This window comes from Streptomyces sp. NPDC056527 (assembly GCF_042794475.1).
Lineage (GTDB): Bacteria > Actinomycetota > Actinomycetes > Streptomycetales > Streptomycetaceae > Streptomyces.
In genome coordinates, this window is sequence record NZ_JBHTTQ010000009.1 from 130,460 (window position 1) to 141,569 (window position 11,110).

Annotated in this window: 10 protein-coding genes; 7 read left to right on the top strand and 3 right to left on the bottom strand. The window is 73.5% G+C overall.

Annotated features, from left to right (window positions below; all coding sequences use genetic code 11):
- Nucleotides 1-26: 26 nt before the first annotated feature.
- Nucleotides 27-449 (bottom strand): organic hydroperoxide resistance protein, encoded by a 423-nt coding sequence (locus tag ACFQ7Q_RS08015; RefSeq protein WP_352189301.1) that lies wholly within the window; start codon nt 447-449, stop codon nt 27-29.
- Between the two features lie 63 nt (nt 450-512).
- Nucleotides 513-1,532, bottom strand: coding sequence for an NADP-dependent oxidoreductase (locus ACFQ7Q_RS08020; protein WP_383551148.1), 1,020 nt, complete (start codon nt 1,530-1,532; stop codon nt 513-515).
- 94 nt (nt 1,533-1,626) lie between these two features.
- On the opposite strand from ACFQ7Q_RS08020, the gene ACFQ7Q_RS08025 reads away from it, so the two are divergent.
- Nucleotides 1,627-2,061: a MarR family winged helix-turn-helix transcriptional regulator gene (locus ACFQ7Q_RS08025; RefSeq protein ID WP_383551150.1), complete on the top strand. Its 435-nt coding sequence runs from the start codon at nt 1,627-1,629 to the stop codon at nt 2,059-2,061.
- 25 nt (nt 2,062-2,086) lie between these two features.
- Here ACFQ7Q_RS08025 and ACFQ7Q_RS08030 read toward each other — a convergent pair whose 3' ends face one another.
- A complete protein-coding gene (locus ACFQ7Q_RS08030) occupies nt 2,087-2,908 on the bottom strand; it encodes a hypothetical protein (RefSeq protein ID WP_383551152.1) in 822 nt (273 codons plus the stop codon).
- A 122-nt stretch (nt 2,909-3,030) separates the two neighbouring features.
- Here ACFQ7Q_RS08030 and ACFQ7Q_RS08035 point away from each other — a divergent pair, with 122 nt between their 5' ends.
- The 6 genes from ACFQ7Q_RS08035 (at nt 3,031) to ACFQ7Q_RS08060 (ending at nt 11,006) form a co-directional block, all read left to right on the top strand.
- Nucleotides 3,031-3,582, top strand: coding sequence for a hypothetical protein (locus ACFQ7Q_RS08035; RefSeq protein WP_383551154.1), 552 nt, complete (start codon nt 3,031-3,033; stop codon nt 3,580-3,582).
- A gap of 522 nt (nt 3,583-4,104) precedes the next feature.
- A complete protein-coding gene (locus ACFQ7Q_RS08040; protein WP_383551156.1) occupies nt 4,105-5,148 on the top strand; it encodes a rod shape-determining protein in 1,044 nt (347 codons plus the stop codon).
- 36 nt (nt 5,149-5,184) lie between these two features.
- Nucleotides 5,185-6,708 carry a GAF domain-containing protein gene (locus ACFQ7Q_RS08045; RefSeq protein ID WP_383551158.1) on the top strand — a complete coding sequence of 508 codons (1,524 nt, stop codon included), beginning with the start codon at nt 5,185-5,187 and terminating at the stop codon, nt 6,706-6,708.
- Nucleotides 6,709-6,855: 147 nt separating this feature from the next.
- Nucleotides 6,856-8,043 (top strand): MFS transporter, encoded by a 1,188-nt coding sequence (locus ACFQ7Q_RS08050; protein WP_383551201.1) that lies wholly within the window; start codon nt 6,856-6,858, stop codon nt 8,041-8,043.
- 49 nt (nt 8,044-8,092) lie between these two features.
- Nucleotides 8,093-9,562: an acyl-CoA synthetase gene (locus ACFQ7Q_RS08055; protein WP_383551160.1), complete on the top strand. Its 1,470-nt coding sequence runs from the start codon at nt 8,093-8,095 to the stop codon at nt 9,560-9,562.
- Entirely contained in the window at nt 9,555-11,006 is a 1,452-nt protein-coding gene (locus tag ACFQ7Q_RS08060) for a carboxyl transferase domain-containing protein (protein ID WP_383551162.1), read from the top strand. The genes ACFQ7Q_RS08055 and ACFQ7Q_RS08060 overlap by 8 nt, the downstream gene beginning before the upstream one ends.
- Nucleotides 11,007-11,110 lie beyond the last annotated feature (104 nt).

Consider the following 11,110-nt stretch of genomic DNA (forward strand, 5'->3'; position numbering starts at 1 on the left):
GGCCCACATCAAGCGTACGCGCAAAATCAGACGGCCAGTTCGACCGTGATGTTGCCGCGGGTCGCCTTGGAGTACGGGCAGACCTGGTGGGCCTTCTCGATCAGGCTCTTCGCGGTCTCGACATCCACGTTCGGGATGGTCGCCGAGATCTTGACGATGATGCCGAAGCCGTCGTCGTTCTTGCCGATGCCGACCTCGGCGGTGACGGTCGAGCCCGAGATGTCGGCGTTCTCGTTACGGGCCACGACGCCCAGCGCGCCCTGGAAGCAGGCGCTGTACCCGGCGGCGAAGAGCTGCTCGGGGTTGGTGCCGGCACCGGAGCCACCCATGGCCTTCGGCGGGTTCACGACGACATCGAGCTGACCGTCGTCGGTGGCCACACGGCCGTCGCGCCCGTTCTCGGCGGTGGCGACGGCGGTGTACAGGACGTCGGACTGCTGAATGGACATGCGGGTCTTCCTTCTGCTGGTTCGCCGCGACTCGCGCCCACGATCGCGACGGCTGAGGGAAGACTAGCCGGTCACCGAAACGATCATCTTTCCGGTGTTGTCCCCGCGGAGCAGGCCGAGGAAGGCGTCCACGCTGTTCTCGATGCCCTCGACGACGGTCTCGTTGTACTTCAGCTCGCCGGAGCGCAGCCAGCCGCCGACCTCCTGGACGAACTGCTGCTGCAGGCCGTAGTGGTCGCCGACGAGGACGCCCTGGAGGCGCAGCCGCTTGCCGATGATCATGGCCATGTTGCGCGGACCCGGCACCGGCTCGGTGTCGTTGTACTGCGCGATCATGCCGCAGATGGTGGCGCGGCCGTGCACGTTGAGCGAGGAGATCGCGGCTTCGAGGTGGTCGCCGCCGACGTTGTCGAAGTAGACGTCGATGCCGTCCGGGGCGGCCTCACGGAGCTGGTCCTTGACCGGGCCGTTCTTGTAGTTGAAGGCGGCGTCGAAGCCGTACTCCTCGATGAGGAGCTTGACCTTCTCGTCGGAGCCGGCGGAGCCGATGACCCGGGAGGCGCCCTTGAGCTTCGCCATCTGGCCGACCTGGCCGCCGACGGCACCGGCCGCGCCGGAGACGAAGACCGCGTCGCCCTCCTTGAAGGAGGCGACCTCGAAGAGTCCGGCGTAGGCGGTGAGGCCCGTCATGCCGAGGACGCCGAGGTAGCTGGAGAGGGGGGCCAGCTCCGGGTCGACCTTGGTGGCGTGCTGGGCGGGCACGTCGGCGTACTCGCGCCAGCCGAGACCGTGCAGGACGTGGTCGCCGACGGCGAAGCCCTCCGCGTTGGACGCGATGACCTGGCCGACCGCGCCGCCGTCCATGGGGTGGTCGAGCTTGAACGGCGGGATGTACGACTTCACGTCGTTCATCCGGCCGCGCATGTACGGGTCGACCGAGAAGTGCAGGTTCTTGACCAGGATCCGGCCCTCGGCGGGCTCGGTGACGGGGGTCTCACGGAGCGCGAAGTCCGCGGGGGTCGGCCAGCCGTGCGGACGGGCGACGAGGTGCCACTCACGGCTGGACGCGGGGATTACGGACATCGGTACGGCCTCCTGGAACAGAATGTTTCACTACCTGAAACAACCATGCTCCTGGATATTTCATGTTGTCAAGCATCTGGGTAGGATGGAGCCCATGGCCACCTCACCCTCAGACCCCCTCACCCGCGAAGTCGTCGAGCTGATCGGCACGGTCGTGGCGCGGTACTACGCGGAGTACGAGCAGGCGGCCGCGGAGCACGCGCTGACCGGCGCCCAGGCGAGGGTCCTCGGACTGCTCACCCTGGAGCCGGTCCCGATGCGGAAGATCGCCCAGAAGCTGAAGTGCGAGCCGTCGAACGTCACCGGAATCATCGACCGGCTCGAATCGCGCGGCCTGGTGGAGCGCCGCCCCGACCCGGCCGACCGCCGCGTCAAGCTGGCCGCGCCGACCCCGGAGGGCCTGGACACCGCCGGCCGACTGCGCGACTCGCTGGACTTCGCGCGCGAGCCGCTCGGACAGCTCACGGCGGACGAGCGCGCGCTGCTGCGGGATCTGCTGAAGCGCATGCTGGGCGAGGACGTGGGCTGACGCCTGCTCCGCACCCGGGGAGCCCCTAGACGCAGAAGAAGATGATCCACGTGCACGTCGGCGTCGGAGACGGCGTGGGGCTGGGCGTGGGGGCCGTCGGCGAACCGCCGGGCGGGGTCGCGGTGGCGCTTCCGGAGCCGGTCGGCGTGGGACCGGTCTGCGAGGACGAGGCGGAGGGCGAGCCGGACGGCGCACCGCCCGGGGGCCCGCCTCCGGAGCCCTGCGAGCCGCCGCCACCGCCCGAGCCGCCGGAGCCCTGACCACCGGACCCCTGACCGGGTATGCCCGTGTGGCCGGGCGCGGGCGCGTCCGAGTCCTTGGGGGTGGCGGACTTCGTCACCGTGACCGGGGTCGGCCCTTCCGGGGCCGTCACGCTGTCCGAGGGGAGCGGCGGCAGCGAGGTCTCGACGACCTCCTCCTCCTGTACGGCGGTGGCGGCGCCGCCCTCGTCCTCGGGTTCGAGGGCCAGTTTCGCCACGCTCAGGGCACCCGCCGCGAGGACGATGCCGAGCGTGCCCACCAGGACGTTGCGCCCCCTGCGGCTGCGCGCCCGCCGGTTGCGGCGGGCACCGCTCCGCCCCGACGCCGCGCCGCGGCGGGCGGCGGCCCGACCTCCGGGAGCGGGCGTGCGCGGCGGCTCGAGCGGGTCCAGTTCGTAGATGTGCTCGGCCCGCTCCTGGTACTCCACACGCGCAGGGGGCTCGACGTACTCGACGCGCTGGGCCGCGACGGCGCGCGCGGCGACCGGCTGGGGGGTCTCGTACCGCAGCTCCTCGACGGGGGTCCCGCATCCGGCGCAGGCGAGTGCGCCGTTGAGGTGCCGTCGGCACTGGTGGCAGTAGTCCATGGCTGCCGCAGAGTATGTGTCGACAGGACACCAGAGGTAGGCGGGAACGTGAGGATCCTGTGAGGAAACCCCAGGTCGACGGCGTGTCGTCGTGATTCTCCCGCTTCGGGCAGGATGGGCTCATGAGACCGTCCGAGCCTTTCGGGCCACGCGAGTTCCAGCTTGTCCTGCTGCGCCGTATGGCCGACCACCAGCCGGATCTGGTCGAGGAAGCACTCAGGTCGCTGGGGGCGACACGGGCCGAGTCGCGCGAGGCGAACCGCCGCTGGCAGGCGTGGGCGCACGGCCGCCGGGGCCCTGGGGAGGCGGCCCGCTACCGCTCCGTCCTGGGGGAGCCCGTGGCGCGCCGCGCGGTCCCCCGGCTGGACGCCGAGCTCCTGGAGTGGGAGCTCCCGCTCTGGCCGGAGCTGCGCTGGCAGGTGATCGTGGGAAGGCCGACGGCGGTCTGGGGCAGCGGACTGGTCCGCGCGCCCGGCTCCCCCATCCCCGAACTGCGCACCGAGGCCGATCTGCACCCCTGGAGCTGCACCCTCCCCGAGGTCGGCAACGCCTTCCCTCCGGCCCAGGCCCGGGACGGCAGCGCCCCCACCCGCCTCCGCCTGGACTTCACCCTCCCCGACGGAACCCCCCGAGCCGCCGAGTTCACCTGGGGCCTCCTGCAACGCCTGCTCTGACGCCCGCCCCGCCCGCCGGCGCGGGCCGGGGGCCTGGGGCCGGGGCCTGGGGCCGGGCGGCGCGGGCCGGGGGCTGGGGCCCGGGGGCTGGGGCCGCGCGGCCGGAGGCGGCGCGGGCCGCGCGCACCGCCCCGCCGCCGCGTTTCGAGCGCGGGCCGCGCGCCCGCCGCACCCCGAGCGACCCACATGACGTCCGAGCCGAACTCACCCACGCCGGCCCCCGCCCCGACGCCCGGGCCGCGCTCGGCACCCAGGCACCGCCCGGCACCCGGACCGCGCCCCAGCGCCCGGCGGCGCACCCGTCGCGCCGAGTCCGCGTCCCGGACCACGAGCGGGCCGAGCTCCTGCCGTGGCGAGCTCGCGCCCGCTCGTGTCGACCCGCCGTCAGGCGGCATCGCACCCCCGGGCGGCGCAGCCCAGCGCGCGGCTTGGCGGTGGGGGTCGCACGATGCGAACAGAACGCCGAAGCAAACCGGCGTACCACCCTCGCTCGTGCCAGCACCGCACTCCGGAGGATCTGCCGTGACCGTCAGCCTTGAGCAGCTGCGTCGTTGCCATGTCGCCGTCGACCTAGGGGCCGCCCGGACCCGGGTCTTCGTCAAGGGCGCCGGGCTCGTCGTCGACGAGCCCAGTGTCGCCGCTGTGAACACCCGTACCGGCGCGCTGATCGCCGTCGGCGCACTCGCCGAGAAGATGACCGGCCGCACCCCCGACTACATCCGCGTCGTCCGCCCCGTATCCGGCGGCACCGTCGTCGACATCGAGATGGCCCAGCGGATGCTGCGCCACCTCCTCGGCGAGAAGCTCCGTCGCCAACTGCGCCGCAAGCCGCGGCTGCGCGCCGCCGCCAGCACCCCGCACGACAGCGACCCGCTCGCCCAGCGCGCCGCCGTGGAGACCCTCGTCGGGCTCGGCGCCCGGCGGGTCGAACTGGTCGACACCCTGATCGCGGCGGCCGTGGGCTGCGGACTCCCCGTCGAGCAGCCCACCGCGACCATGATCATGGTCTGCGGCGCGGCGACCACCCAGGTCGCCGTGCTCTCCCTGGGCTCCATCGTCACCGCCGAGCGGATCCCGGTGGGCGGCGACGCGATCGACCACGCGGTCATCCAGCACCTGCGCCACCAGCACGAGCTGATGCTGCCCAGCCAGTCCGTCCGTCCGCTGCAACTCGCCCTCAGCGGCAACGGTCTGACCCTCCAGGGCCCGAGCTCCACCGAGATCCACGGCCGCGACGTGGCCACCGGCCTCGCCCGTTCGGTGACCGTCGACACCGCCGCGGTACGCGACGCGATCCACACCCCGCTGACCGCCGTCCTCGACGGCATCGGCAAGATCCTGCGGGAGTGCCCGCCCGACCTCGTCGCCGACCTCGCCGAGCGCGGCATCATGATGGTCGGCGGCAGCGCCCTGCTCCCCGGGCTCGACCAGATGCTCCGCGAGGCGACCGGCATGCCGGTGCACATCGCCGAGCGGCCGGACGTCTGCGCGATCCTCGGGCTCGGCGCGATGCTGGAGGGCAGGATCCAGCCGATGGTCCTCGACCCGCTGGCCGACTCCGAATGATCGTCACAACCCTCCCATTTGTACGACAATAAGCGCATGTCACTCATGGACCAGGACGACCCGGCTCCCCGTCTGCCGATGCTTCTGGAAGCGGTCCTGAGTGTCGGCACCGATCTCGAACTGCGGACCACGCTCCAGCACATCGTGGACTCCGCGGTCGACCTGACCGGCGCGCGCTACGGAGCGCTCGGGGTCGTCGACCCCGAGCGCCACCGGCTCACCGAACTCTTCACGGCCGGGATGACGCAGGCCGAGCGGCAGCGCATCCCCCGGCTCCCCGACGGCCACACCGGGCTCCTCGGCGTCCTCCTCCACGACCCGCAGCCGCTGCGGCTCGACGACCTGACGGCCGATCCGCGCTCCAGCGGGGTCCCGGAGGGCCATCCCGCGATGCACTCGTTCCTCGGTGTCCCGATCCGCGTCCACACGGAGGTGTTCGGCAATCTCTATCTCACCGAGAAGCGCGAGGGGAGCTTCACCGAGGAGGACCTCGCACTGCTGCGGGTCCTCGCCTCGCAGGCCAGCATCGCCATCGGCAACGCCCGGCTGTACGAGACCGCCCGTCAGCGGGAGCGCTGGATCGAGGGCGCGGCGGCGGTGACGACGGCCCTGCTCACCCGCAAGCCGGCGGAGGACGCGCTGATGACGGTCGCCGAGCGGGCCCGGCTGCTCGCGGACGCCTCGGCCGGGGTCGTCCTGCAGCCCACCGAGGAGGGCGGGATGGAGATCGTGGCCGCCTCGACGGTCGGCGACCCGGGCGACCTGGTCGGCACGACGATCGCGCCGGGCTCGCCCGTCCTCGTGCAACTGCTCGGCGGTGAGCCGGTCTTCTTGGAGGACTCGGCCACCGACCCACGGATGACCACCCACGTGCGCTCCCGGTTCGGGCCGTCGATGATGCTGCCGCTGCAGAGCGGCGGCCGGCTCATCGGCACCCTCGCCCTCCCCCGGCGGCGCGGCGGGCGCCCGTACACGGCGGTGGACCGCCTCCTCGCCTCGCAGTTCGCCTCCCAGGCCGCCCTCGCCCTGGTCCTCGCGGACGCGCAGCACGACCGCGAGCAGCTGGCGGTGTACGAGGACCGCGACCGGATCGCCCGGGACCTGCACGACCTCGTCGTCCAGCGGCTGTTCGCCACCGAGATGATGCTGGAGTCGACGCGGCGGCGCGCGGCGGAGTCGACCGACGAGAGCGCGTTGCTGGGGCGGGCGGTGGACGAGCTGGACTCCACCATCCAGGAGGTGCGGACGACCATCTTCGCCCTCCAGCAGCCGCCCGCCGACGCGCCGACGACCTTCCGGGGGCGGGTGCTGCGCGAGACGGGCGGCGCGGCGGTCCTGCTGGGCTTCCAGCCCTCGGTGCACTTCTCAGGCGCGGTCGACACGCTCATCGAGGAGGCCGACGCCGAACGGATCCTCTCCGTGCTGCGCGGCGCGCTGGCGGCGGCCCACCGCCGGGAGGGGGTCGCCGCGATCACGGTCGAGGTGGCGGCGACCCAGGAGGGCCCGCACCTGGTGGTGGCGGACGACGGCCGCCCGCCCACGACGGTGAACTGGCCGTAGCCGGCGCACCCCACGATCGTGGACCGGCCCGGGCCGCCGCCCGCCCCGTACGGCCCAATCCGGCGCGCCCCGACCGGCGGCGCGACATTGACTGATCACGTGGACTCCCTCGAGAAGCCCTCCGGCACCGCCTACCGGAACCTGGTCATGGCCACGATCGGATTCACGCTCACCTTCTGGGCGTGGAACCTGATCGCGCCGCTGGCCGGGGACTACGGAGACCGGCTGAACCTCAGCTCGTTCCAGCAGTCGCTGCTCGTCGCCGTCCCGGTCCTGGTCGGCTCCCTGGGCCGGATCCCGGCCGGCGCGCTCACCGACCGCTACGGCGCCAAGGTGATGTTCCCCCTCGTCGCGGCGCTCACGATCGTGCCCGTGCTGCTGCTGATCCCGGCGAAGAACTCCTTCGGCGCGATGCTCGCCGTCGGTTTCCTCCTCGGCCTCGGCGGGACGACCTTCGCCATCGGCATCCCTCTGGTCAACTCCTGGTTCCCACCGGCCAAGCGGGGCCTGGCGCTCGGGGTCTTCGGCATGGGCATGGGCGGTGTCGCGCTCTCCGGCTACTTCACCCCGCGCATGGCCAAACACGGGGAGAACCTGCCGTTCGTCGTCGTCGCGATCGCCCTCGCCGCGTACGCCGCCCTCGCCCTGTTCCTGATCACCGACCGCCCCGACCGGCCGGTGCCCACGGCTTCCCTCGCGTCCCGGCTGGGCAGGGCGGGCAGGCTGCGGGTGACCTGGGAACTGTCGGCGCTGTACGCCATCGGCTTCGGCGGCATCGTCGCGTTCGGGGTGTACCTGCCGACGTATCTGAAGACCTGGTACGAGCTCGACCCGACCGACGCCGGCACCAAGGCCGCCGGTTTCGCCCTCGTCACCGTCGTCTTCCGGCCGATCGGCGGCTGGCTCTCGGACCGGATCCACCCGGCCCTCGTCACCGCCGGCGCGCTCGGCTTCGCCGCCGTCTTCGCCATCGTCCAGGCCTTCGACCCGCCGCTGAATCCGGGCGGCACGATCGCCCTGCTCTGCATGGCAGCCGGACTCGGCACGGCGAGCGGCTCGGTCTTCGCGCTGGTCTCCCAGGTGACCCCACAGCCGCAGGTCGGCAGCGTCACCGGCATCGTCGGCGCGATGGGCGGGCTCGGCGGGTTCGTGCCGCCGCTCGTGATGGGCGCGATCTACAGCGCCAAGGACTCCTATTCGATCGGCTTCATGCTCCTGTCCGACCTGGCCCTCGCCGGCTGTGTCTACGCGTACGGGCGGATGCGGACGCTCCGGCCGACCGAGGACGGCGGTGGCTCCCCCGAGGTGAGCAAGGTCGCAGCGCGCCCCTCCTGAGTCGGGGGAAGAATGCCTCTCGCATCCCGCTACGCGAGGAGGACGACCGTTGAGCGCGCTCTTCCCGGCCCTGGTGGCCGGCTCGGACCGACCCGCACTGCGCTTCGGCGCGGACGCCCTGACGTACGAGGAACTGGCCGAGGCCGCCGGGGCCTTGGCGGCACGGATCGCGGACGCGGGGCGGGTCGCCGTCTGGGCCACGCCGACCGCCCGGACGGCGGTCGCGGTGGTGGCCGCGTTTCTGGCCGACGTACCGGCGATCCCGCTCAACCCGCGCACCGGGGAGCGGGAGCTGGCGCACATCCTCGGCGACAGCACTCCGAGCGTGGTCCTGGCGGGGCCGGAGGACGTTCTGCCGGCGGGACTCGCGGAACTGCCGCGGATCGACGTCGGGACGACGGTGACGCACGTCGGCCCGGTCCCCTCGGCCCTCACCGGCGGGTCGGACGGATCCGAGTCGCCCGCCCTGATCGTCTACACCTCCGGCACCACCGGACCGCCCAAGGGCGTCGTCCTCTCCCAGCGGGCGATCGCCGCCTCCCTCGACGCCCTGGAGGAGGCCTGGGCGTGGACCGAGGACGACGTCCTCGTGCACGCGCTGCCGCTGTTCCACGTCCACGGGCTCATCCTGGGGGTCCTCGGCCCGCTGCGGCGCGGCGGATCGGTCCGCCATCTCGGCACGTTCTCGACGGAGGGCGTGGCCCGGGAGCTCGGCGCGGGCGGCGGCACGATGCTGTTCGGTGTGCCGACCATGTACCACCGGATCGCGGACGCGCTGGAGGACGATCCGGCGCTGGTACGGGCGCTGGCCGAGGCGCGGCTGCTGGTCTCGGGATCGGCGGCGCTGCCGGTCCACGACCACGAGCGGATCACGGCGGCGACGGGCCGGACGGTGATCGAGCGGTACGGAATGACGGAGACGCTGATGAACACGTCCGTCCCCGTGGGCTCCCGCCCGCGCCCCGGGTCCGTCGGGCTGCCGCTGCGGGGCGTGGGGCTGCGCCTGGTGGAGGAGGACGGCACGGAGTTGGGGGCGTACGACGGGGAGAGCGTCGGCGAGATCCAGGTCAGGGGCCCGAACCTCTTCTCCGCGTATCTGAACAGGCCGGACGCGACGGCGGCCGCGTTCGACGGGGACTGGTTCCGGACCGGGGACATGGCGGTCCGTGAACCCGACGGGTACGTACGGATCGTGGGCCGCAAGGCCACCGATCTGATCAAGAGCGGCGGCTACAAGATAGGCGCCGGCGAGATAGAGAACGCGCTCCTGGACCATCCGGCGGTGCGGGAGGCCGCCGTGACCGGCGCGCCGGACCCGGACCTCGGGGAGCGGATCGTGGCGTGGGTGGTGCTGGCGGACGCGGAGAAGCCGCCGACGGCACAGGAGCTGGCGGATCACGTCGCCGGGCTCCTCGCCCCGCACAAGCGTCCGCGCACCGTCCACTTCCTCCGCGCGCTGCCCCGCAACGACATGGGCAAGCTCCTGAAGAAGGCACTCCCGGAGGCCCTCCATGGCTGAGCGCCTCACGGCCCGTCAGGTGATCGCGCTGGTCACCGACGACTTCACCCCGCTGCGGACCCCGGCCACCGTCGCGCCGCTCCCGGACGGTCCGATCGGCTGGGCCGGATACGACGCCTCACGCGCGCGTGCCGCCGCGAGGACCGGCGAGGAGGAGTCCGTCCTGTACGGCGGGGCGACGATCGACGGTCGCCGGGTGGTCGTGGTCGCCTTCGAGTTCGGCTTCCTCGGCGGTTCGCTGGGACAGGCGGCCGGCGACCGGCTCGTCGCCGCGTACCGCGCCGCGCTCGCGGACCGGGTCCCGCTGGTGTCGCTCGTGGCGACGGGCGGCAGCCGGATGCAGGAGGGCATGATCGCCCTGGCCCAGCTCCAGCGGGTGGCGGAGGCGACCGTACGGCTACGGGACGCCGGCGTCCCCCATGTCGCGGTGCTGCGCGACCCGTCCACCGGCGGCGGCTGGGCCACGGTGGGCGCGGGCGCGGACGTCGTGCTCGCCCTCCCCTCAGCCCAGGTGGCCTTCGCCGGCTCGCGGGTCCGTCCGCAGGACGCCGACCCGACCGCGTACACGGCGGAGAGCCAGTGGGAGTACGGGCACGTGGACGCGCTCGTCGAACCGGAGGACCTGCGACCGACGCTCGCCCTGTGGCTGCGGCTGCTGAGGGACGGCGAGCCCGCCGACGCGGCATCCGACGGCACGACCCCCGGCAAGACCGCCGGCGATGCGTCCGGCGGTGCCCACTCCGGGGCGCCCGCCGCACCGTCCGCCGCGTCGGTCGGGGAGGCTCCCGCCGCCGCTCCCCCGCCCGGCGCGCTCGCCGAGGCCGCCGCGCCCGGCAGCGGCTGGGAGGCCGTGGTGCGGGCCCGGTCCGCCGAACGGCCCCGCTCCGGGGCCTATCTGGACGCCTACTTCACCGTCCGGGCGGCCATCCGCGGGGACCGGGCGGGCGGGGTGGACCCCGGGGTGGAGTGCGGGTTCGGACTCCACGAGGGACGGACCGTCGCGTACGCCGCGCAGGACGGGACGGCGACGCGCCCCGCGGGCTTCCGGACCGTCGCCCGGCTCGTCCGGCTGGCGGACCGGCTCGGGATCCCCGTGCTGACACTTATCGACACTCCCGGAGCGGCCAACGACGCCGAGGCCGAGCGTGCCGGGGCGGGTCCGGCGATCGCGGACGCGTTCACCGCGGTCGCCGCGGCGCGGGTCCCGGTGACCTCGCTCCTGGTCGGCGAGGGCGGCTCGGGCGGGGCCCTCGCGCTGGCCGCGCCGGGCAACACCTGGGCCACGCCGGACAGTTACTTCTCCGTCATCGCCCCCGAGCTCGCCTCGGCGATCCTCAAGAGGGAGGCCGACCAGGCCCCGGTCACCGCCGATCAGCTCCGGCTGCGCCCCCAGGACCTGGTGGAGCTGGGCGTCGTGCGCGGGATCGTGTCGCGCGGCGGGTGACGGCCGGACGCGAGGAGTCCCGGCACGGCCGCACGCCGGGCGCGGGGGCCCCGCGGAACCCGGCGGACAGGGGGAGAGGAAACCCCCCCCCCCGCGGATATAAA

Excerpts from the sequence above, each read along its gene's own strand:
- ACFQ7Q_RS08030 (WP_383551152.1), bottom strand. The coding sequence starts at position 2,908 with ATGGACTACTGCCACCAGTGCCGACGGCACCTCAACGGCGCACTCGCC.
- ACFQ7Q_RS08020 (WP_383551148.1), bottom strand. The coding sequence starts at position 1,532 with ATGTCCGTAATCCCCGCGTCCAGCCGTGAGTGGCACCTCGTCGCCCGT.
- ACFQ7Q_RS08050 (WP_383551201.1), top strand. The coding sequence starts at position 6,856 with ATGGCCACGATCGGATTCACGCTCACCTTCTGGGCGTGGAACCTGATC.
- ACFQ7Q_RS08035 (WP_383551154.1), top strand. The coding sequence starts at position 3,031 with ATGAGACCGTCCGAGCCTTTCGGGCCACGCGAGTTCCAGCTTGTCCTG.
- ACFQ7Q_RS08045 (WP_383551158.1), top strand. The coding sequence starts at position 5,185 with ATGTCACTCATGGACCAGGACGACCCGGCTCCCCGTCTGCCGATGCTT.
- ACFQ7Q_RS08060 (WP_383551162.1), top strand. The coding sequence starts at position 9,555 with ATGGCTGAGCGCCTCACGGCCCGTCAGGTGATCGCGCTGGTCACCGAC.
- ACFQ7Q_RS08025 (WP_383551150.1), top strand. The coding sequence starts at position 1,627 with ATGGCCACCTCACCCTCAGACCCCCTCACCCGCGAAGTCGTCGAGCTG.
- ACFQ7Q_RS08015 (WP_352189301.1), bottom strand. The coding sequence starts at position 449 with ATGTCCATTCAGCAGTCCGACGTCCTGTACACCGCCGTCGCCACCGCC.